At 63.9% G+C, this 23,524-nt stretch carries 28 protein-coding genes; 11 read left to right on the top strand and 17 right to left on the bottom strand.

The window, feature by feature from the left end; translation table 11 throughout:
- Positions 1–33 precede the first annotated feature (33 nt).
- On the bottom strand, positions 34–396 hold the full coding sequence (locus J1M87_RS13415) for a hypothetical protein (RefSeq protein ID WP_206489957.1): 363 nt from the start codon (positions 394–396) through the stop codon (positions 34–36).
- Between the two features lie 432 nt (positions 397–828).
- Here J1M87_RS13415 and J1M87_RS13410 point away from each other — a divergent pair, with 432 nt between their 5' ends.
- Positions 829–1,473 (top strand): DUF4190 domain-containing protein, encoded by a 645-nt coding sequence (locus tag J1M87_RS13410; protein WP_307830806.1) that lies wholly within the window; start codon positions 829–831, stop codon positions 1,471–1,473.
- A 209-nt stretch (positions 1,474–1,682) separates the two neighbouring features.
- Here the strand turns inward: J1M87_RS13410 and J1M87_RS13405 are convergent, their stop codons facing one another.
- Positions 1,683–2,051 carry an Lsr2 family protein gene (locus J1M87_RS13405; protein WP_094610716.1) on the bottom strand — a complete coding sequence of 123 codons (369 nt, stop codon included), beginning with the start codon at positions 2,049–2,051 and terminating at the stop codon, positions 1,683–1,685.
- Between the two features lie 223 nt (positions 2,052–2,274).
- Here J1M87_RS13405 and J1M87_RS13400 point away from each other — a divergent pair, with 223 nt between their 5' ends.
- The 3 genes from J1M87_RS13400 (at position 2,275) to ccsB (ending at position 5,762) form a co-directional block, all read left to right on the top strand.
- The gene (locus tag J1M87_RS13400) at positions 2,275–2,610 is read left to right on the top strand and encodes a hypothetical protein (protein WP_094610715.1); all 336 of its coding nucleotides are present in this window, start codon (positions 2,275–2,277) and stop codon (positions 2,608–2,610) included.
- 523 nt (positions 2,611–3,133) lie between these two features.
- Positions 3,134–4,786 (top strand): cytochrome c biogenesis protein ResB, encoded by a 1,653-nt coding sequence (locus J1M87_RS13395; protein WP_052061714.1) that lies wholly within the window; start codon positions 3,134–3,136, stop codon positions 4,784–4,786.
- Positions 4,787–4,790: 4 nt separating this feature from the next.
- Positions 4,791–5,762: a c-type cytochrome biogenesis protein CcsB gene (gene ccsB / locus J1M87_RS13390; protein WP_032375699.1), complete on the top strand. Its 972-nt coding sequence runs from the start codon at positions 4,791–4,793 to the stop codon at positions 5,760–5,762.
- Between the two features lie 9 nt (positions 5,763–5,771).
- Here ccsB and J1M87_RS13385 read toward each other — a convergent pair whose 3' ends face one another.
- Positions 5,772–5,903 (bottom strand): DUF3703 domain-containing protein, encoded by a 132-nt coding sequence (locus J1M87_RS13385; RefSeq protein WP_080733457.1) that lies wholly within the window; start codon positions 5,901–5,903, stop codon positions 5,772–5,774.
- 11 nt (positions 5,904–5,914) lie between these two features.
- Here J1M87_RS13385 and J1M87_RS13380 point away from each other — a divergent pair, with 11 nt between their 5' ends.
- The 3 genes from J1M87_RS13380 to J1M87_RS13370 are packed head-to-tail and all read left to right on the top strand — an operon-like array spanning position 5,915 to position 7,508.
- On the top strand, positions 5,915–6,061 hold the full coding sequence (locus J1M87_RS13380) for a hypothetical protein (protein WP_155288776.1): 147 nt from the start codon (positions 5,915–5,917) through the stop codon (positions 6,059–6,061).
- Complete coding sequence (locus tag J1M87_RS13375; RefSeq protein ID WP_080736598.1) at positions 6,058–6,690, top strand: TlpA disulfide reductase family protein; 633 nt, start codon at positions 6,058–6,060, stop codon at positions 6,688–6,690. Before J1M87_RS13380 ends, J1M87_RS13375 begins: the two co-directional genes overlap by 4 nt.
- Positions 6,687–7,508 (top strand): cytochrome c biogenesis CcdA family protein, encoded by an 822-nt coding sequence (locus J1M87_RS13370; protein ID WP_032375700.1) that lies wholly within the window; start codon positions 6,687–6,689, stop codon positions 7,506–7,508. Before J1M87_RS13375 ends, J1M87_RS13370 begins: the two co-directional genes overlap by 4 nt.
- 316 nt (positions 7,509–7,824) lie before the next feature.
- Here J1M87_RS13370 and J1M87_RS13365 read toward each other — a convergent pair whose 3' ends face one another.
- The 3 genes from J1M87_RS13365 to J1M87_RS29285 all read right to left on the bottom strand — a co-directional run bounded on the left by J1M87_RS13365 (position 7,825) and on the right by J1M87_RS29285 (position 10,058).
- Positions 7,825–8,397 carry a DUF305 domain-containing protein gene (locus J1M87_RS13365; RefSeq protein ID WP_306303528.1) on the bottom strand — a complete coding sequence of 191 codons (573 nt, stop codon included), beginning with the start codon at positions 8,395–8,397 and terminating at the stop codon, positions 7,825–7,827.
- 190 nt (positions 8,398–8,587) lie between these two features.
- Positions 8,588–9,010, bottom strand: a complete 423-nt coding sequence (locus J1M87_RS29440) for a DUF6153 family protein (protein WP_353806439.1) — start codon at positions 9,008–9,010, stop codon at positions 8,588–8,590.
- 100 nt (positions 9,011–9,110) lie between these two features.
- Positions 9,111–10,058, bottom strand: coding sequence for an NlpC/P60 family protein (locus J1M87_RS29285; protein ID WP_032375702.1), 948 nt, complete (start codon positions 10,056–10,058; stop codon positions 9,111–9,113).
- A 401-nt stretch (positions 10,059–10,459) separates the two neighbouring features.
- Here J1M87_RS29285 and J1M87_RS13355 point away from each other — a divergent pair, with 401 nt between their 5' ends.
- On the top strand, positions 10,460–10,963 hold the full coding sequence (locus tag J1M87_RS13355) for a hypothetical protein (protein WP_176457804.1): 504 nt from the start codon (positions 10,460–10,462) through the stop codon (positions 10,961–10,963).
- A 16-nt stretch (positions 10,964–10,979) separates the two neighbouring features.
- On the opposite strand, the gene J1M87_RS13350 is transcribed toward J1M87_RS13355, so the two are convergent.
- The 6 genes from J1M87_RS13350 to J1M87_RS13325 form a co-directional block, all read right to left on the bottom strand.
- Positions 10,980–11,708, bottom strand: coding sequence for a TVP38/TMEM64 family protein (locus J1M87_RS13350; RefSeq protein ID WP_045841173.1), 729 nt, complete (start codon positions 11,706–11,708; stop codon positions 10,980–10,982).
- 86 nt (positions 11,709–11,794) lie between these two features.
- Positions 11,795–12,133 carry a metal-sensitive transcriptional regulator gene (locus J1M87_RS13345; RefSeq protein WP_032375786.1) on the bottom strand — a complete coding sequence of 113 codons (339 nt, stop codon included), beginning with the start codon at positions 12,131–12,133 and terminating at the stop codon, positions 11,795–11,797.
- A gap of 23 nt (positions 12,134–12,156) precedes the next feature.
- Entirely contained in the window at positions 12,157–12,324 is a 168-nt protein-coding gene (locus tag J1M87_RS13340; protein WP_155288777.1) for a hypothetical protein, read from the bottom strand.
- Between the two features lie 108 nt (positions 12,325–12,432).
- Complete coding sequence (locus J1M87_RS13335; protein ID WP_032375703.1) at positions 12,433–14,697, bottom strand: cation-translocating P-type ATPase; 2,265 nt, start codon at positions 14,695–14,697, stop codon at positions 12,433–12,435.
- Between the two features lie 29 nt (positions 14,698–14,726).
- A complete protein-coding gene (locus J1M87_RS13330; protein ID WP_032375704.1) occupies positions 14,727–14,990 on the bottom strand; it encodes a hypothetical protein in 264 nt (87 codons plus the stop codon).
- Positions 14,991–15,022: 32 nt separating this feature from the next.
- A complete protein-coding gene (locus J1M87_RS13325) occupies positions 15,023–15,226 on the bottom strand; it encodes a heavy-metal-associated domain-containing protein (RefSeq protein ID WP_032375705.1) in 204 nt (67 codons plus the stop codon).
- Positions 15,227–15,629: 403 nt separating this feature from the next.
- Between J1M87_RS13325 and J1M87_RS13320 the strand changes: the two genes are divergently transcribed.
- Complete coding sequence (locus J1M87_RS13320; RefSeq protein WP_032375706.1) at positions 15,630–15,869, top strand: DUF4396 domain-containing protein; 240 nt, start codon at positions 15,630–15,632, stop codon at positions 15,867–15,869.
- Between the two features lie 147 nt (positions 15,870–16,016).
- On the opposite strand, the gene J1M87_RS13315 is transcribed toward J1M87_RS13320, so the two are convergent.
- The 4 genes from J1M87_RS13315 to J1M87_RS13300 all read right to left on the bottom strand — a co-directional run bounded on the left by J1M87_RS13315 (position 16,017) and on the right by J1M87_RS13300 (position 19,208).
- The gene (locus J1M87_RS13315; RefSeq protein ID WP_032375707.1) at positions 16,017–17,306 is read right to left on the bottom strand and encodes an MFS transporter; all 1,290 of its coding nucleotides are present in this window, start codon (positions 17,304–17,306) and stop codon (positions 16,017–16,019) included.
- The gene (locus tag J1M87_RS13310; protein WP_032375708.1) at positions 17,303–18,433 is read right to left on the bottom strand and encodes a PLP-dependent cysteine synthase family protein; all 1,131 of its coding nucleotides are present in this window, start codon (positions 18,431–18,433) and stop codon (positions 17,303–17,305) included. The genes J1M87_RS13315 and J1M87_RS13310 overlap by 4 nt, the downstream gene beginning before the upstream one ends.
- Before the next feature lie 108 nt (positions 18,434–18,541).
- Entirely contained in the window at positions 18,542–18,961 is a 420-nt protein-coding gene (locus J1M87_RS13305; RefSeq protein WP_230593569.1) for a hypothetical protein, read from the bottom strand.
- Between the two features lie 46 nt (positions 18,962–19,007).
- Positions 19,008–19,208, bottom strand: a complete 201-nt coding sequence (locus J1M87_RS13300; RefSeq protein ID WP_141215005.1) for a hypothetical protein — start codon at positions 19,206–19,208, stop codon at positions 19,008–19,010.
- 242 nt (positions 19,209–19,450) lie between these two features.
- Here J1M87_RS13300 and lnt point away from each other — a divergent pair, with 242 nt between their 5' ends.
- Complete coding sequence (gene lnt / locus J1M87_RS13295; RefSeq protein WP_080733460.1) at positions 19,451–21,049, top strand: apolipoprotein N-acyltransferase; 1,599 nt, start codon at positions 19,451–19,453, stop codon at positions 21,047–21,049.
- A gap of 163 nt (positions 21,050–21,212) precedes the next feature.
- Entirely contained in the window at positions 21,213–21,998 is a 786-nt protein-coding gene (locus J1M87_RS13290) for a M23 family metallopeptidase (RefSeq protein WP_231911468.1), read from the top strand.
- A 201-nt stretch (positions 21,999–22,199) separates the two neighbouring features.
- Here the strand turns inward: J1M87_RS13290 and J1M87_RS13285 are convergent, their stop codons facing one another.
- Entirely contained in the window at positions 22,200–23,387 is a 1,188-nt protein-coding gene (locus tag J1M87_RS13285) for a M23 family metallopeptidase (protein ID WP_230593571.1), read from the bottom strand.
- Positions 23,388–23,524: the final 137 nt, after the last annotated feature.

Here is a 23,524-nt window from a genome sequence, read left to right as displayed (position 1 = left end):
GCACCCATCGGGAAACGAGTTCGAGCGCCGGGTTCAGAAGAAGGTCAGCTGTGCCTCGTCGACGCGGACACGTCCGGGCTTCGTCCGGCGGGGTCGGACCGGGGGAGAGTGCCGAGCCGGCACCGCCGATGCGGTGAACCCGGCCGAATCGAGTCCGGCGCACGCGCGGCGCGCCAATTCCGCTCGTACACGCGATCGTTCGGCCACGCGCGCACGTCCGATCGCCGTGTCTCGGGCACTCCACTCCAACTCCCACGCCGCCGATCCCGGGGGCGGCGCGCCCACAGCCCGGTCGGTTACTCGATCGAGTAGTTGATCGATTCTGTCGATCAACACCTGCGCTAGCTCGTCGAGCACGCGCTCAGGCACCGTGACCACGGACTGGTTGTCGCTCACACCCGCCACTGTAGAGGCGGGCACCGACGAACAGCCCGCGTCCGCCACCCACGTCGACGGTCCGATCGGCCGAGCACCGAATCGATAACTCAGCGCCGAGATCCTCGATGGGGATTGCCGGGGTGTCCCTCCCCACTTCCCGCGAGCGCGGACAACATGGCGCGCGTCGAGGCCGCGCAGGAACGGGAGTCCCGGGCCGGGAGTGTCCACACAGCAGGAACCATGCAGCGCTCGGGAGATCATTCAAACAACTGACATCGGGGAGAGCGACCGAACGGGTTGCGTGCCGCCTGTAGCAGAATCACCGGAATGTCCGAGAGTTTCTATCCGTCGCCTGGTCAACTCCCCTCGAAACCAGAAGAGTCCACGAGTGCTCGCCGTTCCCGGGGACCTAAGCTCGGGTTGATCTGCGTTGCGGTGGGGCTGGGCATCGTGCTTGCGATATTTGTCGCGGCACTGATGTACGTGGGCCTTCGCATCAGATCCGCCGGCGGTTGGTACGCATTCGGCTTGACGGGGCTGATCATCGGTACGGCGTTCGCTGGCGTCGCTGCCGCTTCTTACCGCCGCTCGGAACCGGTGCAGTGGTGGCAGATCCTCGGCGCAGCATTCGGCGTTGGCTTTCTGCTGAACTCCATCAATCGAGCAGCGCGTACCGAACCGATCTCCATTCTGGTCGGTGTAGTCAACGCCGCCTCATTGGCTTTGCTGCTCATCGGCGGAATCGTCGCAGTGATACAGGTTTCCGCCAAGCCAACGGCGGGACCTTCGGTCGAGAGGCTGGTAGCTCCGATCGTCGGGCACACCGCAGATGGCCGGCCGGTCTACGGCCAACCGGTAAGCAATACGTCCGGTTTGGCACAACAGACCAACGTTTTCGCCGTTCTGGCGTTGGTCTTCGGCATCATCGGTGGCCTGCTGGGCATAGTCTTCGGCCACATCGCATTGAATCAAATTCGTCGTACCGGAGAGGTCGGTCGAGGCATGGCGATCGCAGGACTAGCACTCGGGTATGTCTACTTGGCCTGCATACTCCTGGCCGTCGTCGGCTACGGCCTGTTCAGTCTCAACCTGTGACCGCACTCGAAGTCACGACGATCACCGTAGTTGACCCGCGCACGACCCCAGCGCCGATAGCGCACTAGGGGCCGAGACAACTGGTGCTGTGCCACCAGAATGCAGAATAACGTCCAACGAACCAGGTTGGACGAACGCCCGAAAACGCACATGAGTTTTCGCGGAGGCGCGTCGTCTGCAGTTCCTCGTCGACGACGGTCGAATGCAGGTCAGTGAGCCGCGTTGTACGCCTCTTCGATGGCGGCCGGGATGCGCCCGCGGTCATTGATCTCGTATCCCTCGTCGGCTGCCCACTGCCGGATTGCGCGTGTCTGCGCCGGGTCACGCGTGGCCGGTGTCCCGGTCTTCGAGGGCGTCGTCGCGCCGGCGGGGGAGGGCTTACGCTTACGGCCACCGACCCGTACCGCGTGCTCGATGTAGTAGTGGATCTTCTTGTGGAACTCGTTGGCGTTCTTCGCTTTCAGATCGATCACGTATTCGACACCGTTGACTGCGAATTCGATCGTCTCGCCGGATTCGTCGTCGATGACGGACCCGTCGATATCGTCCACCAATTGGGTTGTCACTCGTTTAGCCAAAGCCGGAGAACCTTTCGATCACACAATGTCACGAACTCGATGGTCGCCAGCGTAGCGAACAAACGAGTTGCCGAGCTGCAAACCCCTTTCACCGGCGGAGGGGCGTGCCGCACCGTCAGTTCGTTTTTCAGAAACACACATTGAGCGGTCGATATGAGCGGCGATAGAATCGCCCAGTCCGGAGCAGCTCATATGATGTGCGACTCGCCGAAGGGGATCTGAAATGTCCGAACCTGCAACTCCATCGGCCGACAACGACTGGCTCATGAAGGAGCTACAGAGGGTCCAAGCCGAATACGTTCATAACCCTAGAGACGACTGGTACACCGAAGACGACCTAGTGGAGAGTGGATACCGCCGCGAAGCCTTGGTCGATCTTTTCGGAAAGCCGGTTCCAGGACACGACGGGATCATTGGATGGACCGTCTCATCGGTAGCAAAGATCGAGCAGACCCAGTTGGCCCCTGCCTACGAGCTGCTCCAGTCGGCTTTCGGCGCGTTCAGCGGCGCGGCCGACACCATGACCTCTCGCGTGATGTACAGCTCGCTCGATTCATAACATGTCCGAGACCCGCTACATGTCGGGAGCCAGGACCGCAGAAATTTCGCCCAAGCGGGTAGTATTGAAATACGTTGTCCGACAGCGCTTTCAAGCCGTGGCCTGACATACGATCCGTTCTCGGCCAATCCCGGACGGTGAAAGGTGGACTGCCGAAAATACACCACCACGCAACAATCATTCCGCTATGCATCGGTGACTCACCGAATAGGGGGTCGGGGAGCAGATTCTCGAAATCCGGCGCTAAGGATTTACGGCAGATAGTAGCGTACTATCTGCCGTAACTCGTGAGTCGTCCTGCCGCGATGGTCGTTCCGGAGATGGGCGACTCCGGAAAAACACTACGACACGCTCACCTCCCACTCGCATCGATCACCATCCCGGCAACAGGAAGCGGTGGCACACACGACGGTGCGTGCCACCGCTTCACCATGCCGTCGTTGACAGGCCGACCTCCATATGAGGCGACTACCGCACACAACTGCACACGGCCCATCAACTACTATGTTGCATAGTAATTGAGATGCAATCGTCGAAAGGGTGTGGCGGTGTGACAGCTGATCAAACCCCGGCGCTCACATCGCAGGGACGGTTACGCAGAGCAATCGCTGCGGTGCGCAACAGGTGGCGGCAACTGACCTCGATGCGAACGGCACTGGTGCTGCTGTTTTTGCTCGCTATCGCAGCAATCCCAGGCGCCCTGCTGCCACAGCGCAATCTCAACACCCAGGCGGTTGATTCCTACATCGCAGCGCGCCCGGCTCTCGGGGCCGTCATGGACACGCTGGAATTGTTCGACGTATTCGGAAGCTTCTGGTTCACCGCCATCTACGTCCTACTGTTTGTGTCGTTGATCGGCTGCCTGACTCCCCGAATGATCGAACACGGTAAAGCCCTTCGCGCACAGCCAGTTCGCGTACCCCGAAACCTTTCGCGACTACCGCTTCATCATTCGGGCGCTCTCGCCGGTAGCCCGAAAACCGTCATCGACGACATCGCGCCCCACTTGAGAGGGTGGCGTACTGCCGTTAGGCCCGAGCCCGATGGGGCGCTCACCCTCTCCGCCGAGAAGGGCTATACCCGCGAAGCGGGAAACCTACTTTTTCATTTCTCGCTGATCGGTCTGCTCGCGGCCATCGCCATCGGCAAGCTCTTCGGTTACGAAGGATCGGTCATCGTCATCGCCGACAACGGGCCCGGTTTCTGCAACACCTCGCCCGCCATCTACGACTCCTTCCGGGCCGGCAACAGCACCGACGGAACCGGGCTGGAGCCGTTCTGCATCAGAGTCAAGGACTTCAACGCCGACTACCTTGAGAACGGCCAGGCAGAGATGTTCACCTCGAACATCTCCTACCAGTCCGCCGACGACATCGCCGCAGACACCTGGCGCGACTATCAACTCAAAGTCAACGAACCCCTCCGGCTCGGAGATGAACGCATCTACCTCACCGGCCACGGATACGCCCCGGAATTCACCGTGACCTTCCCCGACGGTCAGAGTCGAACCGAGGCCCTGCAGTTCCGGCCCGACGACGCCACCACGTTCCTGAGTAGCGGGGCGTTGCGTTTCGATCCACCCGGCGGGACCTATGCCACCGCCGATGAGCGACGCCGCGGCCAGATCGCCATCGAAGGCCTCTTCGCTCCCACTGCGCAATTCAACGGAACCCTGCTCTCCTCCCGCTTCCCGGACTTGGTCGATCCTGCTGTGGCAGTGGATATCTACAAAGGAGATACCGGCCTCGACACCGGCATACCCCAGTCGATCTTCTCCCTGGACCAGGAGATGATCAACCAGGGCCGACTTGTCAAGCAGGATCGGGTGAACCTGCGTCCCGGTGAATCGACGACCCTCACCGACGGCACCAACATTCGATTCAACGGCGCCAAGGAGTTCGCCAACCTGCAGGTCGGATACGACCCCGCACAGTTGTGGGTGCTCGTGTTCGCGATCACGATGATGACCGGACTGTTGGTCTCGCTGGTGATCAAGCGACGTCGAGTCTGGTTCCGTGTACTCCCGGCCGAAACAGGCCGATCGAGCGTGGAGATGGGCGGGCTCGCCCGTACCGATCACGCCGGATGGGGACCCGAATTCGAGACCCTCCGCACCGAAATCTGGACGCCGCGGACAAAGAACCACTCCGAGACCCTCGATACAGAAACGGTGTAGCGCCATGCCGATCGACGACAACCTCGCCCGCTGGAGCGACATCAGTTTCGAGACCGCCTTCGTGGTCTACCTTCTCGCCGCGATCCTGTTCATCGCACAACTCGCAACGACACGAACAGCGACTCTGAGCCGGGCCTCGAGTCTGCATCCGCAACTGATCGCAGCGACATCATCGACACCGGGATACGTGCCGGTCCCCGAGCGAAGAGCCCCGTCCGAACGCCTGGGCCGCACGGGACTCGCCCTGGTAATGCTCGCACTCACTTTGCATATCGGGTCGATCGTCCTGCGCGGGATCGCCACTGGCCGCCCGCCGTGGGGAAACATGTACGAATTCGTCTCCGTCACATGCGCGGCCGGCATACTTGCCGGACTGATCGTGCTGCGCTCGGAGCAACTGCGCACACTATGGTTGTTCGTCCTCGTGCCGACCTTGATCCTGCTCTTCATTGCCGGAACTGTGCTCTATGCCAACGCGGCGCCCGTCGTACCAGCCTTGCAGTCGTATTGGCTCCCCGTGCACGTCTCCGTCGTCTCGCTCGGCAGCGGGGTGTTCCTGATCTCCGGTGCAGCCAGCACATTGTTCCTGATCCGGATCCGATATCCCAACAACAACGCCGTCCCCGACAGCAGAGTGGGCCGGATCGTCGCTCGTCTCCCCTCGGCGCACTCGCTCGACGTGCTGGCGTACAAGACCACCATCTTCGCGTTTCCCCTGTTCGGAATCGGTGTCATCCTCGGCGCGATCTGGGCCGAGGCCGCGTGGGGTCGGTTCTGGGGCTGGGACCCGAAAGAGACGGTCTCATTCATCGCGTGGATCATCTACGCCGCGTACCTGCACGCCCGGGCCACCAGCGGGTGGCGTGACACCCGGGCCGCGTGGATCAACATCGCCGGATTCGTGGCCATGCTGTTCAACCTGTTCATCATCAACATGGTGGTCTCCGGACTGCATTCGTACGCGGGTTTGAACTGATGTCGCCTGCTAGCCGCCGCCCTGTGCTTCGGCGAGGTCATGCGGCACCGGTCGCGTCAATCCCGCGTCGACCCGGCCGGTGTTGCCGACCGGGTATCGACCGGACCAGGATCCAGGAGCCACGACCACGATCCGAATCAACTGACTGCCTCGTGTCCGTAGTGCATTCCGGAGAGGGAAGTCACAGTGCCCCGAGCTTCGTCACCGGCCAAGACTGGGGCATCGACCGCGTCACCGATCCCACGATGTTCGAGACATCGGCGCAGATCCGTACTGCAGCAAAGGCGTCGACTTCATGAGACTCGGCCGCCCTACGGGGGCTCGCACACGCGAACAGAGCAGTCTGCCCGCCACGGCAACGGCATCCATCCTTGCCGTTGTACTCCTGGTCTCCGGATGTTCCGCAGGCGCCGACGCCGTGCCCTCCGGAGGTAGCTTCGATTTCGTTGCACCCGGTGGTCAAACCGACATCGTCTACGATCCCCCCGAAACGCGCGGAACCATCGGTGAACTCGCCGGACCCGATCTGATGGAGGAAGGTAAGAACACCGCTCTGTCGGACTATGACGGCGAGGTGGTCGTGATCAATCTCTGGGGTCAGTGGTGCGGCCCCTGCCGCGGCGAAGCCGACGACCTCGAAGAGGTCTACGAAGCAACCCGCGAGCGCGGTGTGCAGTTCCTCGGTATCAATGTTCGAGATCCGCAGAAGGACAAAGCGCAGGACTTCGTTGTCGACAACAATGTCTCCTACGCCTCGATCTACGACCCCTCGATGCGGACGCTGATCGCCCTCGGCGGGAACTACCCGACCAGCGTGATTCCCTCGACGCTGGTACTCGATCGAGAGCACCGGGTGGCGGCAGTGTTCATGCGTGCCCTCCTCGCCGAAGACCTGCTCCCTGTCGTCGAACGGATAGCAGACGAATGACTGTTCTTCTTGCCCAAGGCGGCGTTGGCTCGACGTTCCAAAATCTGGCATCGAGCGGACCTCTGGTACTGGCGATCGCCGCATGTATGCTCGCCGGGCTGGTCTCGTTCGCGTCACCGTGCGTGGTGCCCCTGGTGCCGGGCTACCTGTCGTACCTGGCGGGCATCGCAGGTGCCGACGTGCCGTCGCTCGCCGCCGCCTCGACTGGTGAAGCACCGCCGAAGCTGGCAAGCCGCTGGCGCGTGGCAGGTGCAGCGGGGTTGTTCGTCGCCGGCTTCACCATCGTCTTCGTCCTCGCCACCGCCTCGATTTTCGGGGTCATCGGCACCCTGCGCATCAACGAACAGGTGCTTCAGCAGGTCGGCGGTGCCATCACGATCATCATGGGCTTGACGTTCATCGGGTTCATTCCCGCATTCCAACGCGACACTCGATTCGCGCCGCAAACCATCTCGTCTCTTGCTGGAGCGCCGCTGCTCGGTGGCGTGTTCGCGCTCGGCTGGACGCCGTGCCTTGGCCCCACGCTCGCCGGGGTGTTGTCCGTTGCCGCTGGCACTGAAGGCGCAACCGCAGCGCGCGGCGTCACTCTCATCGTCGCCTACTGTCTGGGACTCGGTCTACCGTTCGTGGTCCTCGCGTTCGGCTCGAGTTCGGCGATGCGCGGTGTCGGCTGGCTACGGCGGAACTCGCAGAGAATCAAAGTGGCAGGCGGAGTGATCATGATCGCCGTCGGTGTCGCCCTGCTGACGGGGGTGTGGGGTCTGTTCATTGCCTGGATACGCAATGAATTCGTCAGTTCGGTTGTATTACCCATCTGAGAAGGAAACCGAGCAGCCGCACGTGCAAGACCACGCCTCCCCAACTGCCAGTGCCGGTGGTATCGAACCCACTCTCTGTCGACGGCGCGCCCCCGCCGGGCCGCGACGACCCGATCCGAGAGCCGCCCCCTGTCCCTACCGCGGATCTGCGTGTCCCAAGGACCCCGCAGGCGGGTGCATCAGCAGGGGAGGGCATGTTTCCGGGGCCGTGTTGATCGGTGTGGCAGCTAAAAGGGCCAGGTCCTTCGAAACCGAAGGGCGGGGCTCGGTATTAGCCGAGCCCCGCCCTACGGTTGATAGTTCCCAGAATTGAGAGTTACTGGGCGAGCAAACTTTCCATTGTGGAGATTTCGCTCTGCTGCGCATCGATGATTGTGGAGGCAAGCTCCTTGGCATCAGCATTGGAGCCGTCGGCCAACTCGATCTGAGCCATCTCGATTGCCCCCTTGTGGTGCTCGATCATCATGGTGAGCCACATGGAGTCGAACTCCGCTCCGTTAGCGGCCGACAACATGTCCATGTCTTCCTGGCTCATCATGCCGGTCATGCCACCGCTCCCCATGTCCATACCGCCCATGTCCATTCCGCCCATGTCCATTCCGCCCATGTCGGCGGACGCTGCGGGCTGTCCCCATGCGGTGAGCAGGGCATTCATCTGCTCCATCTCCGGTGCTTGAGCTGCTTCGATGGCCTGGGCCAGCTCGATGACCTGAGCATTCTCGGTTCGGCCGTCGACAAGTGAAGCCATCTCCACCGCTTGTGCATGGTGGGGGTACATCCCTTCGACGAACGTGACATCGGCATCGTTGAATTCGGCCGATGCTTCGGCGGAATTCTCGGAGGACGACGAGGCCGGTGTATCGCTGCTCGACATGCCGGGCATGTTCATTTCGCCGTCGTTACTGCTGCAGCCAGCGAGAACTGCGGCGGCGACAGCGGAAGCCGCCGTTATCGCGATCGTGAAACGGGTAGATCGATTCGAACGCATAACAAACTCCTGAAATTATGGTGGGGTGGTTCGGATCGACAGGCACACTGACCCGTCGACATCTGTGTCTCACACAACGGTGAGTCACCTGTCAGATCCGAAGCACAGACAATTCGGAGAGAGTGAAAATGGTCCAGGGCGGCGGGTGCCCGGTTCGACGACGAACTGCCGACAGCCGCGCAGCGTGGACGAGAGAACCGGCGAAGCCCACAACGATTGCCCGTAAGACGGCCAACGCCGCGACAGCACCGATGATAGCCAGACACAGATGCATGACCGAGCTGTGATCGCCACAGCCGTTCCCGCAGTGTGCTGCGGAACCACTCTCCGATGCTGTCGCAGATGATGCTCCCGAATGCTCGTCGACGGCAGGTGGAGCGCTCACCGTCGAGGTCATCGAGTGTTCGCCGATACTCGTCGCCGTTGCGAACGACATCGGCGCAGAATGCATGAGAAGGACTCCGAACAGCACTATCGAAGCGCAAACAGCACCTAGGAGCCACTTCTGGTTCATAGGTTCCGTGGCTGAAGTCCTCACCGGTTCGATCTTACCGGTCTGCCACACGGGCATCCGGTCTCCTCGCAGTCGCGGCGTCCGGACCGTGGACATCGAATCAGGTGGCGATGGGCCGGTTGATTGCGGTCACTTCATCCCAGGGAACGGGCGCGACTTTGACGACGTCGCCGCCGGTGGGGGCGTTGACGTATTTCCCGTCGCCGATGTAGATCCCGATGTGTCCGATCGGTGAGTAGAGAGAGATGAAGTCACCCGGTTGCACTGATTCGCGGGAGACAGGTGTGCCCGCTCGTGCTTGGTCTGCGGCCACGCGTGGAACGGTCAGTCCCAGTTGTTTGTAGGCGAAGTAGATCAGTCCGGAGCAATCGAAGGACCCCGGCCCGGTAGCTCCCCAGGAATAGGGTTTGCCGAGTTGGTCGAGGGCGATGCGCATCGCCTCCGCTGATGTTCCACTCGCAGCCGAGACGGCGGCGGGTAGCTCGGAAGGATTCGTGGTGCCGGGGCTGACGATGGCAGCTCGATCCGCATCGGTGAGGGCGGCGAATTGGTCGGTGATTTTGGCGATCTGATCGGCCAGGTCGGTCTGGCGTTGCTCGAGGTCGCGTTGTGTACGTGCGGCGTCCGCCTCGGCTACCGCAGCGGACGCCTGTGCTTGCCGGGCTTGTTCGAGCTGGTCTCGCGCTTCGTCGTCGATCTGTGTCGAGTCGGCGAGTGCAGCGGCTCGATCGGCGAGGATCCGGTCCAACAACACCATCTGATCGAGTAGTTGCTGTGGGCTGTCCGCGACCAGAACGGCCCCGAGAGGGGATTGCGGTACACCTTTGTACGCGGCGTCGACAGCTGTGGCCAGTGCTCGACGGTTGGCAGATGCGGCCACTTCGGCTTCCCGAGCCGCCGCCGAGGTCTCGTGGGCGAATTGAACTGCGGTACTCAGTTCGCCGCGGCGACGATCGAGGGTGTCCTGCGCGGCGTACATGCTCTCGGTGAGAGTGAAGGCGGTCGCATTGAGTTCAGCGAGTTGTCGTACGGCTTCGGATGCGTTCACCGGGGGTGCAGCAGGGTCCGCCGAAGCTGGAGCATTTACCGAAAATGCCGCGGCAACAACGATGATCGAGGCGATCAGGGTAGCGCGGACACGCCGCGTCGGGCCTGAAAAAGAATGCACAGAAGAAATCCTCTGGGGTCGGTGTGGGTTCCCTGCGTCACCAGCGAAGGAAACGGAGCGCGGCGAGAGCCGCATGGGACTGTGTCCGGCCTCGCCGGTCACCATTGTCGGGTATCGGCAGTCGTAGACGGTTCCTCACGGTCGGCTGAGGCTCGCGTCGACGCTCGACGCCTGTGCCGTATGGGCGGCGAGTCGGCGTCGATTGACGCCGACTCACCGCACCTGCAAACTACTATCATTCATAGTAGATGGTGGGGTGGTATCCGCTGACCGGGAGAGGGATGACGACTGTGACGATGCGTGACTGGCCGGCGCGGCGTTGGGTGGCCGCGTTACTGGGCGCGACGGTGGCCGCGCTGGTCGTGGCGATCCCCACCGGGATCATCCACACTGCGTTCTACGTTCGAATGACCCCGGTGTTGTGGTGGAACTATCCGGTGTGGATTGCCACCGCAGTTCTCAGTGGCCTCATTCTTGCGACATACGTGAGCACTGGGCTGGCGTCGTCGGTTTCTTCCCGTGTAGGGGTCAGTGCGAATGCGTTGTCGTTGTTGGCAGTCGGATGTCCGATATGCAACAAACTGGTAGTGGTGGCGGTCGGGGTGAGCGGTGCTCTGGATCTATGGGCACCCGTGCAGCCCGTAATCGGAGTGATGTCGGTGGGGGTGATGGTGTGGGCTCTTCGACTGCGAATCCGCGGGGAACGCGCGTGCCCTACTTCTCGCGTAGGTCAGGAGTTCGGCAACTCCGCTGGCTTTGGCGGTGCAGGCGCAGCAAAATTGTAGGATTTCTCGCCACGTCCTATCCGCGGTCCGGCAGCAACAGACGACGAAGGCGACCGCTTCTCGATGCGCCATCTGCGGTGTTGGGCTGTGCCTGCGACACCGGCAGGCGGGCGTCGGCCAGCAATCCTGCCACCCCGGCGGCCACGCAGGCCGACGTCACCACTATCAATGCCGGATTCGTTCGCCCGGTCAAAGCGTCCCCGAACAGCACCGCGGCGATCGTACCGGGCAGAATCCCCACGACAGTGGCCGTCGTGTAGGGCAGCAGGCGCACCGCGGAGAGTCCGGAGCAGTAGTTGACCAGGGCGAACGGTGCCGGGGCAATGAGCCGCAAGGACCCGACGGCCAGCCACCCCCGCCGAGCCAACCGGGCATCGATGGACTTGACCGCAGGATTCGTCAGCCGCTCCTGCACCGCGGTGCGCCCGAGCGCGCGCACCAGCAGCAACGCCAGCACAGCGCTGACAGTTGTGGCGGCGATCGTGACGGCGACCCCGGTGGCGGGACCGAACAACAGTCCGGCGCTGAGGGTGAACACCGTGCGCGGTACCGGGGCAATCGTCAACACCGCCTGGGTCAGAAAGAACACCACCACGAACGACGGGCCCATCGACTCCGCCCACTCGCGCACCACAATGATCGACGGGCGGGGTACGAGGGCGGCAGCCACTGCCAGTATTGCCAGCGCTGCCACGGTGGCGAGGACTCGGCGATCGCGCAGAATCGCCGATACGGTTTCGGTCATGACGGTCTCTGCCTGCGCCGCCTCGCCGAGGTTTCCGACAAGCACGCGGGAGTGGACGGCGAGGAATGGCTTCGCACTGCCGGTGCTCAGGAGCGGACGAGCCGTGAGATCGCGTCGGTGGCCTCTTTGATCTTCGCGTCGGCTTGGGGACCGCCGGCGATGGCGGCGTCGACCACGCAGTGGCTGATGTGAGCTTCGAGCAGGCCCATGGCCACCGCCTGCAAGGCTTTGGTCATCGCCGAGACCTGGGTGAGGATGTCGATGCAGTACTTGTCTTCCTCGACCATGCGCTGCAGTCCTCGGGCCTGGCCTTCGATGCGCTTGAGGCGTTTGAGGTAGGCGTCCTTTTCGGTGATGTAGCCGTGCGCGGCGTGATCATGGCCGTCGGTCTCGGCGGGTGCCTGCGCGGCCGCGGGAGTGGCCATGGTGTCCTCCTGGAATCCGAGTGTCATGCCGAGCATCCTCGATTATGCCCGCCCGGGGTATGGCGCGAGAGGGTCGGTCCGTCGAGTCGTCGCTGGGCCGCCGCCGCAGCGCACATCACCGCGCAGCGGGCCACCGCTCGGGTCGCCGGGTGCCGGGTGATCTGCACCAAGGTCGTTGTCACGAAGGACATGGCCCTCTCCTTTCGTAGGCTGCATCGGGGTTGTAGCGGTGGGGTGGGGTGGCGCGCCTGCATGCCACGCCCACCCCAGCCTTTTGGGTGCTTGTTCTACCCGCGCGGTTATCCGGTGAGGGACTTGAACCGGCGCAACCGCAAGCTGTTGCTGACCACGAACACCGACGAGAACGCCATCGCTGCACCGGCCAGCATCGGATTGAGCAGCCCGGCCGCAGCCAAGGGGAGGGCGGCCACGTTGTAGGCGAACGCCCAGAACAAGTTGCCCTTGATGGTGCCCAACGTTCGGCGGGACAGGCGGATAGCATCCGCTGCTGCGCGCAGATCACCGCGCACCAACGTCAGATCGCTGGCTTCGATCGCAACGTCGGTACCGGTGCCCATCGCCAGACCGAGGTCGGCCTGCGCCAACGCGGCGGCGTCGTTCACGCCGTCGCCGACCATCGCCACTACCTTGCCCTGCTCCTGCAGCCTTTTGACGACGTCCACCTTGTCTGCGGGCAGCACCTCCGCGATCACTTCGTGGATGCCGACCTGGTCGGCGATGGCACGCGCGGCGGCTGCGTTGTCGCCGGTGAGCATGATCGGCGTCAAACCCAGGCCCCGCAGCTGCTCGATCGCCTCGGCGGAGGTGGGTTTGACCGCGTCGGCGACGACCAGTACTCCGCGAGCCCGACCGTCCCAACCGACTGCGACGGCGGTCTTGCCCTCGGATTCGGCTGCACGCATCGCACTTTCGAGTTCGTCCGGCAGCTGCTGCGCCCGGTCGGCGAGGAGGCGGGCCCGTCCGACGATCATTGCGTGGTCGTCGACTATGCCCTGCACCCCGAGGCCTTCGATATTTATAAACTGCTCCACCGGTGGCAGGGCTCCGACCTTCTCGCGGGCACCTTTGGCGATGGCCTGGGCGATGGGGTGCTCGGACGAATCTTCGAGTGCACCGGCCAGGCGCAGCACCTGCGCGGTGTCCTCGCCGTCGGCGGTGATCACGTCGAGCAGAGTCATCTTGCCGGTGGTGACGGTGCCGGTCTTGTCGAGTACCACGGTGTCGACACGGCGGGTCGATTCGAGCACTTCGGGACCCTTGATCAGGATGCCGAGCTGAGCGCCGCGGCCGGTGCCGACCATCAGCGCGGTCGGGGTGGCCAGGCCGAGGGCACACGGGCAGGCGATGATCAGGACGGCGACGGCTGCGGTGAACGCGGCCGCGATCCCACCGCCGGTGCCGATCCAGAAGCCGAGTGTCGCCGCGGCAAGGGCGATCACGATCGGGACGAAGACTCCGGAGATCTTGTCGGCCAGACGCTGAGCTTGGGCTTTACCGGTCTGAGCGTCTTCGACGAGTTTCGCCATCTGTGCGAGCTGGGTGTCCGAGCCGATGCGGGTCGCCCGGACCACGATTCGGCCACCGACGTTGACCGTCGCGCCGACGACCAGATCATCGGGTCCTACCTCGACGGGCACGGATTCGCCGGTCAACATCGAATTGTCGACCGCGGAAGAGCCGTCGGCGACCACGCCGTCGGTGGCGATCTTCTCCCCGGGGCGGACGACGAACTCGTCACCGACGATGAGTTGATCGGTGGGGATGCGCTGTTCGACACCCTCGCGCAGGACGGAGACTTCCTTGGCACCGAGCTCGAGCAGGGCACGCAGGGCGGCACCGGCGCGTCGCTTGGAGCGTGCTTCGAAGTAGCGGCCGGCGAGGATGAAGGTGGTGACTCCGGCTGCGGCCTCGAGGTAGATGTTGCCGGCCCCGTCGGAGCGGGAGATGGTCAGCTCGAACGGGTGTGTCATGCCGGCCGTTCCGGCGGTGCCCCAGAACAGGGCATACAACGACCACCCCAGTGCTGCGATGGTGCCCATCGAGATCAGGGTGTCCATCGTTGAGGTGGCGTGCCGCAGATTGGTGAAGGCGGCCTTGTGGAACGGCCATGCCCCCCACACCACCACGGGTGCGGCGAGGGTCAGGGAAAGCCACTGCCAGTTGGTGAACTGCAGTACCGGAACCATGGCCATCGCGATCACCGGCACGCTGAGCACCAGCGATATGAGCAGGCGTTGGCGCAGCGAGGCGGTGGGGTCGATCTCGGCTGGCCCGGCCGCGTCGGGGTCGGTGGAGGAGGCGGCGGGCGCGGGGACCGTGGCGGTGTAGCCGGCCTGCTCGACGGTGCCCACGAGATCCTCGGTCGAGACATCACCGACGTAGTCGACGCGTGCTTTTTCGGTGGCGTAGTTCACCGTCGCGGTGACACCGTCGAGCTTGTTGAGCTTTTTCTCGATCCGGTTCGCGCAGGAGGCGCAGGTCATACCACTGATGTCGAGTTCGACCCGGCCGTCGGCGGTGGGGTGGTGCGTGACGGGATTCATCGTCGCTCCTCTCGGGGTGTGGTGGTGTGTCAGTGTCCGTGCCCGGCGGGCATCGGCTCCGAGGCGGCGGGCACCGCGGCGTATCTGCTGTCGGTGACCATCAATCCTCCAGGTCTCTGATTGGCGACGGGCCCGCCCGCAGTGGACACCGCGGCGGCGTCGTGAGTCGAGGTGTCGTGTGTGTCGGGTGGTGCGGCACCTTCGGGGCCGAAGGCGTCCCCGGCTCCGAAGGCGAGCCCGAAGACCGCGGCTAGGGCGATGGTGAATCCGACGAACTTCGATGATGCGTTCATCGTGCGAATCTCCTGTCCGGGTCTGGTGTCGATCAGGAGGCGAGCTGGTAGCCGGCCTCGTCGACTGCGTGGGCGATGGCCGTCTGCTCGATCGGGGTGTCCGAGTCGATATCGACTCGGCCGCTCGCGAGGTCGACATTCACGGCGGTCACACCGGGGATGCCGCTGATCTCCTCTCGGACCGAGGAGACGCAGTGCCCGCAGGTCATTCCGGTGACGGTGACGGTGGTGTTCATCGATGCCCTTCTTTCTTCGATTCGGAATGTGATCGAGGTCGTCGCGACCCACTTACAGATTTACCATACCCCCCTACGGTATGCAACGAGATGTGCCGCACCGGTGCTACGGCATGACCCTGGGCACTGACCGGAACACCGCCCTCGGATGCGGGAGCGGCACCCAGAATCGAACGTCGCACCAGAGCCTGCATCGGCGGGCGTCCTCGACTCCGGCTACTACGAACGCGGATTACGCGCGCGCAGAGATGCCCACAATCTTCTCGATGATGTCGCTTCCGTCCTTGCCGACGTCGAATCTCGTGCGGACAGAGTGTTCTTTGGGTGATGATCATCGTCATCGCCATACTGGCCACGATCATGCTCTTCGTATACGAGCGTTCGGCCATCACACCGGTAGTCGGTGCGCAGGCAATCCATTCGGCGTTCTGTCCTGGCTGCGGTCGGCGTCGCTGCGTTGACCGTACTGGCGTTCGACCTCGGGATGGGTGGTTGGATGCTGCTGCTGTACTACACCGAGACCATGCCACCGGCCACCGATGCTGCGTTCTGGATGCTCATGCAAATCGGTATCGTCCTCGGGGTGGTCACGGGTTACCCCGTCGTCCGTCGCCTCCAACGTCACCGCAGTACCCCCGCCTGAGGTGTGGGTGGCCCGCATTCGTGTGAATGCGGGCCACCGGTCGGTGGATAGTCGTGAACGGTGCCGCGTCGATACCCTCGTGTTCGGCAATCATCGTCGAGGTCTCGGGTGTGGGCAATGCAGGCCACTTCTCGGCGTGCACTGCCGCTAGCCGGTGGCCGGTACCTCGCCGCTTTCGGTCACCGTGGTCTCGGTGGGGGGTGGGGTGAGCCGGTCGGATCGATCGAGCGCATAGAGAGCGGCCACAGATGCCGCCCCGACCAGGGTCAGTATCGCCCAGATCAGTGCACCCAGATGCGCGTCGCTGAGAAGCCCGAAGACGGCTCCTGTACCCAGGTTGCCGAGCAGGATGCCGACCCCGACGATGGTGTTGTAGAACCCGTAATGGGTGGCCACCAGCTTCCCGCCCGACAGGGTCACCACCGTGTCCATCTCGAACGGAAACACCGCGGCGGTGCCGACCGCCAACAGTGCAGCGGTGAACACCAGGGCACCGGCGGCGGCCCACCCGCCCAGCGCGGCCGGGCTCGGCAGCACGATCAGCGGGAGGAACGCCAGCGCCATGATTGCCATACCGACCACCACGCTTCGCCCCGAACCCCACCTGCGGGACAACCAGGACGTGATCCGGAACTGCCCGGCGATCGCGACCACGCCGGAGACCACGAACAACGAGGTCACCAGAGCGGTGTCGGACCTGCCGTTACCGACTACCACCGCAGCCTGCAGCGGCAGCGCAAGATAGATCTGGAACGAAAGCACGTAGGATCCGATCATCGCCAGCGCGAACAGCACGAAGGGTCGGTTGGCCATCACCACCCGCCAGTCCTCGAGTACCGATGTCGTGGCCCCGGTCGTCTCGGCCCGGTGCGCGGGGAGCGTCCAAATCTGCACGATCGTCAGAACAGCAAAAATCGCGGCCGCTGCCAGTGAGGTGACTCGGAAGTCGAGGGTGGTCAGAGCGAGACCGATCAACGGGCCCAGCAGAATCCCGGCCTGATAGAACACGTTGAACACCGCGAACGCCTCGACCCGCCGTGGCCCTGCGTCGGCGGCCAGATACGCCCGCACGGCCGGGTTGAACAGCGCACCGGCGAACCCGGTCGCGGCCGAGGCGAGCAGGATCGCCGGCAGCGATTCCACGGCCGCGAGCAGTACGAAACCGGCAACTCGCAGCAGGCAGCCGGCGACGATCAGGGGTTTGTATCCGAGGCGGTCGGCGAGGGTGCCGCCGAGCAGGAACATCCCTTGCTGGGAGAAGTTCCGCATCCCCAGCACCAGCCCGACCGCCCACGCCGCCAGGCCCAGGGAACCGGCCAGATACCCGGCCAGGTACGGCATCAGCATGTAGAAACCGACGTTGATGGAGAACTGGTTGACCATCAACACCTGGCTGGGCCGGTCGAAGCTACGGAACTTGGTCAGAAAAGTTTTCATCGAACGCTCTCGGTGGGATCGACGACGGTGGGATCGACGACGGTGGCGCACCGCGTCCACGACGTCACAGTCTCATCGGTGGGGTGGGCGATGGTCGTCGGCTCGGTCGGCGGGTCAACGTCGAGCAGGCCGTGCTCGGTGCAGTAGTCGTCGTTGTAGATGGTGTCGAAGTAGCGCTGCGGTCCGTCGGGGAAGACGGCCGCGACCCGGGTCTCCGGCGGGCTGGTGCGAGCGATCCAGCCGGCCGCGAGGGCGACGGCCCCGACGCTCCAGCCGCCGCTGGCGTGGTGCGTCGCCGCCAGGGTGCGGCACGACCACACCGCTTCGTGCGGGGCCACCCAGTGCACCTCGTCGAAGGCGGGATAGTCGATGTTGTCGGGATAGATGCTCGAACCCAACCCGCGCATGAGCCGAGTGCTGGCGGGTTGCCCGAAGATCGTCGATCCGATGGTGTCGACACCGACCAGTTTCAGGTCGGGGCAGAACTGCCGGAGCACCCGGGCCACCCCGGCGGAGTGCCCTCCGGTGCCCACCGAGCAAACCAAGGTGTCGACGCGTCCGAGCTGGGCGATGAGTTCGTGAGCGAGCGACTCGTACGCCTCGACATTGTCCGGGTTGGTGTACTGATCCGGGCACCACGACCCTGGATGTGTATCGAGGAGCTCACGGACCTTCTCACGCCGGGCCTGCTGCCAGCCGCCGTCGGGGTGCGGTGTGGTGACCAGTTCGACGCGGGCACCGTACGCGGCGAGCATCCGGTGCACGATCGGTTCCAGTCCCGGGTCGGCGACGAGGGTGACGGGGTGGTGATGGGTGATCCCGGCCAGGGCCAGACCCAGGCCGAGGGTTCCGCTGGTGGATTCGATGATCATCGCGCCGGGAGCGAGGTCGCCGCGGGCCTTGGCTTTTTCGACCATGTGCAGCGCGGGGCGGTCTTTCATCCCACCGGGATTGCTGCCTTCGAGTTTCGCCCAGAAGCCGCGGCCGGAGTCCGCGAACGGTTCACCGATCCACAGAACGGGCGTGTTGCCGACCATTGTGCTCGGTTCCGGGCAGTTCTTGGCGGTCGCCAACATGTGGCCGGCGGAGGACGGTGGCACGAGTGTGGAGCGAACAGCACTGTTCATGATGAGTAGTCCCTGTATGTGATCTGCGAGGAGCGCAGTAAGTGAGTGATGGGCAGCACGAACTGGGCCATGAGAGGAGAAGTCCTCGGATGGCCCGCGGGCTGCTGATCAGCACCTGTTGATACAGAGTTCGTTCAAGACGGTTCGGCCGTGCCGGATCGGAATGGGTAGATCCGGTGGGGCTCGCGAAATGCGCGGGGCAGACATCGCCACCAACACCACAGCGAAGGCCATCGCTGCGACCGCGGCGATGGTCGATGGGCGGGGCGGGTTGTCGGATCGGGGCATTGCGATGACGGTGTTCGTATCGTGCGCCATGTGGGGCGATCCGTCGTCGATGTGCGCGTGGTTGGGGGAGAGTTCCGCGGCGGCCTGAGACGAGGACGAAACGATGTGTACGCCGTCGCTGTGATGGTCCTGTTCCCAGGCGATGCCGCATTGAGCGATGGTGTGAGCCAACAAATACAGGACAGCGGCGACTGCGATAACCGTCCGCAGGCGCGGCGGGCCCAGCGCAGAGATTCTCACAACGCCTCGACGGTAGCAGCCGGAAACTGGGTTGGCCCAAACCCATTCAGGGTGCCCCTGATGTGCCGCCGCCGAATCGGGCGGTCACACCGCCCGCCCGCAGGCACCACATGTTTCTGGTCACGTCGAACACGGCCAGGACGATCGGGGCGGTGATCATGATGGCCGCCAGAGCAGATGCACCCGCATATGTCGGCGTGCTGCGGCGCGGTAGAAGCCAGTCTCCATCCCGGGGTCCAGCACGCATCTTGTGCGAGCCGAGGGTGGTCCGTGCACCGGTCGATGCCCGGCCACGAAGGGCACCGCGAAGGACAAAGGGCACAGCGAAGGTGCGCGGTCGATATCCCGGGGTATGCATCGACGTCGCAGAGGCGCGGTGTCGGCGGGGGAGCCGGTCCGGGCTCACCGCTGTTACTACTATCGTGCATAGTAGTAACCGAGGGTGGTCAGGTGGCGCTATGCCGTACATGAGAAAAGAGCCATGCAGGCATGCTCGATATCGAGTCCAGCGCAACAACAGTGAACCGTCACCGACGAACCCGACGTCGCCGTGTGTTCACCGCGATAGCAGGCAGGTCATCGTGTGCGGTATCTGCTGGTGTGCTGTTGTACGCGGGCTTTCCACCTCGGTCGCTGTGGTTCCTCGCGCCGTTGGGTGTCGGGGTTCTTGTTCTCGTCATCCGCGGCCGTTCCATCCGGGCGGCGTTCTTCTACGGGTATCTGTCGGGATTGGCGTTCTTTCTGCCTCTGCTGCCCTGGGTGGGTGTCTACGTCGGTGCCCCGCCGTGGCTGGCGCTCGCGGCGATCCAAGCGATAGCAGTGGCACTGTTCTGCGCTGCAGCGGCCGCAGTGTCCGGGTTGCGCTTCGAACCGCTGTGGATCGCCGCGATCTGGACCGCCACCGAAGGTCTGCGCGCACGGATTCCGTTCGGGGGATTTCCGTGGGGGAAACTAGCTTTCGCCCAAGCAGACGGCCCTCTGCTCTCGCTTGCCGCGTTCGCCGGTGCGCCCGGTGTATCTTTTGCAGTCGCAGTGATCGGCGCGGCACTGGCCAGTGTGGTCCGCCAGGTACGCCCGCCGACGCCGCGATTCGCAGTCGGGTCGGTGGCCACTGTGGTGATCGTGCCGGCTCTGGCTTTCGCGCTCACTCCCGCTGACGATGCAGGCGCAGCGCGTGCGACGGTCGCCGTTGTTCAAGGCAACGTTCCGCGGTCGGGTCTGGACTTCAACTCGCAACGTCGAGCAGTTCTCGACAATCACATCGAGCGAACAATGCAGCTCGGGGACGACATCACCGCCGGCAGGGTGCCCGCTCCCGACCTGGTGATCTGGCCGGAGAATGCATCCGATATCGACCCACTGCGCAACGCCGACGCCACTGCCGGGATCGACGCTGCAGCGCGGTCGGTCGGGGTGCCGATTCTGGTCGGAGCTGTGCTCGGTAACGACGACGGCACCTCGATGAATACCTCGATCGTGTGGGATCCGGTACTCGGACCGGGGGAGCGACACGACAAACGCAAACTTGTTCCTTTCGGAGAGTATCTCCCGATGCGATCTGTGATGACGAGGTTGTCCTCCTACGCCTCGCAGGCCGGTAACTTCGTTCCCGGGTCGGGCGACGGTGTCGTCGATATCGCCGGAATTCCGACGGCCGTCGCCACCTGTTACGAGGTCGCGTTCGACGAGCTGGTCACCGACTCCGTGCGTGCGGGGGCGCAGCTGATCACGGTCCCCACCAACAATGCGACGTTCGGGCGCACCGATATGACCTACCAGCAGTTGGCGATGTCGCGGCTGCGGGCGGTCGAGCACAACAGGACTGTTCTCGTTGCGGCGACCAGTGGGGTCAGTGCCGTCATCGACCCACAGGGGAAGGTCGCAGATCGTTCGGGCTTGTTCGCTGCGCAGACGTTGGTCGCTGATGTTGCCCTGGAAACGAGATCGACGTGGGCGACAAAGCTGGGACCGCTTCCGGAGTACGCCGCGGTCGTTCTTGCTGTCGTGGGGTGTGCTCTCGCATGGAGAAGGCAGCGTTCGCCGGCCGATGGTCTCCGACCGTCGACGTCCGGTGCTACCGCGCTGTGAGGCACGAAACCACTGCGGGGGACATCGAACTACTAACCATGATAGTAATTACCCCACTCGTCGTGTATCTTTTCGTTATCGCGTCGTGATCCGTTCGATACATCAGTGAGGTGCGCACGTCGATGATTACGCCTCGCTCCATTCGATTACCGAGGACTCTGCTGTGGCACAACACCGTATGACCCGCATGACCGACCGACGTCGACAGTTGTCGGACTGTGACGTGCCGGGAGTGGCGGTGACGCCGAGAGGGCGGCATCGCGCTCGGGCGCGCGCCACCGAGCGCCGCGGCAGTGTCGCTGTCGGTATTGCGGTGGCAGCGGGCGCTCTGGTCACGGCGGGTGCCCAATATGCGAGTCCCGCCCAGGCGCAGGCAGTCCCCGTGCACGAAGCGACACCGATGCAGGACCCGGTGGCCGAATACTTGCCTCAGATCCTCGCCATACCGGAGATCTCCAATATCAACGATGCGATCGAGCAGTTGGCGAAGGGGCAACGAAGGGCAGAGGAGAGCGCTGCGCGTGATGCAGCGGCGCTGCGACCACTGTTCGTTCGTCCGGTCGCCGGGACCCTGACCTCGGATTTCGGTCCACGATGGGGGACTACGCACACCGGGCTCGACATCGCCAACGCTATCGGAACTCCCGTCTACGCGGCAGCCGACGCTACCGTGCTCGACTCCGGTCCTGCAGACGGTTTCGGCCTCTGGGTACGTCTTCAGCATGACGATGGAACGACAACGGTCTACGGGCACATCGATCAAACCTTGGTGACCGTGGGGCAACGAGTGCAAGCCGGTGAGCAGATCGCCACTGTCGGCAATCGTGGCCAATCGACCGGGCCTCACCTGCATTTCGAGGTCGTCGACGCGGCGGGGAGCAAGGTCGATCCTCAGGAGTGGCTCGCCTCTCGGGGTGTCGCGCTGTCCGACGCGGCTGTTCGGTCGTAGGCCCCCGTTTCACCTCTCGGGCTCGCAGTAGGTACGGCGAACTTACCGGAATGCGGGCGATCGTACTGCGCGCCCGCTGAACATGTCGAGGCACCGAGGGTTCAGGTCTGATGGTGAAAACGAGACCGCAGAGACGCATCCGAAGTCAGTGCAACAGTGCGGAATTCGTTCCCATCGGCGGGCCGTGCGGTCGAGGCTCGACTACGAGTCACGGTCCGAACCGGTGATGGTGGCTCCGCGTTCCGCGAGCCAAAGTCTGGGGTCGACCTTGTTGCCGGCGGGTGTGTCGACCTCGAAGTGCAGATGTGGACCGGTGGAGATACCCCGGTTTCCTACCGTCGCAATTTCTTCACCAGCAGTGACGCGTTGACCTACGGTCACGAGGTTGTCGTTGTTGTGCCCGTAGGTCGTTACGGTGCCGTCATCGTGGCGTATGCGCACCCAGAGTCCGAAGCCCTGGGCCGGTCCTGCGCTGATCACGTCGCCGTCCGCAACGGCGACGATCGGTGTACCGGTGGAGTTGGCGATGTCGATTCCTTGATGGGCGCGGCCGTCGCCGAAGGTCGAGGTCAACGTTCCTGTTGTCGGCGCACGATACTTTCCGTTGCTCGACCCTGTTGTGCCGGTAGGGGATTGCGGGGCGGCCGACGGATGATCGCCCGCCTCGGGTGTCGTGGTTTCGGGTGTCGTTGTTTCAGATGACGTGCCGGGTGCCGACGTTTCAGGCACAGTGGCGTCGGGTTCGAGCGCGGGCAGTTCGGGCGTCGACGGGTCGGCGGCCGACTCGGGGTCCTGAGTGTCCTGAGTGTCCTGAGTGTCCTGGGTGCCTTGGGCGGTCGGTTGTTCGGTCGAGGGCTCGGCGTTCGACCTGCCGGGTGGGACCGCCGCATGTCCGCGCGACGAGGTGTGCGGGGTGGCCGGATCGTGGGGAGTCTCGGCGGCCGCGAGTGTGGATGCAAGTGTGGCGACGTCCATCGACGACACCAGTCGGGGGAGAACTGTGGGGTCGATGTCGTCGATCGGCGCGAGACAGGGGATCAGTCGCGAAAGGGCTCCCGTTGGTCCGTCAGCTGTATCGGTGGCTCCGATCGTGCCCACGAGGCAGGAGACGATGCGGCTCTGTGGGCCGGCCAGGTCGTCGAGAGCGCCGTTGGCGCGAATCTCGCGTAGTGCGCCGACGACGAGATCGAGGACCTCCTGTTGGACGTGCGGGTCCGATTGGGCCTGCGCGGGGAAGGCAGGCGGCGGCGCAGCCGGATCGGCGTCCGGGGCTGCAGACGCCGTGGGTGCCAGCGCGAGGATGCCTCCCACGAACGCGGTACCGACGAGGATGCGAGTACCCCACCGAGTTCGGTGCGCCATGTACGAGGACGAGGGCAGAGGTCTCATGTCGGTGGTCCTCCTGGACGGCAACTGCATACCTGGCAGTAATTCAGGTCGCCTTCGAGTCAAGGCGACACGCCGCATCACTATTACACCCTTTCCGCACAAGCACCATCAGTCACAGTGAATTACATCGGTAACAT

This window comes from Rhodococcus sp. KRD162 (genome assembly GCF_017168335.1).
GTDB lineage: Bacteria > Actinomycetota > Actinomycetes > Mycobacteriales > Mycobacteriaceae > Rhodococcoides.
Note: the sequence above shows the minus strand (reverse complement) of the source record. Positions and strands in the feature narration are given on the sequence as shown.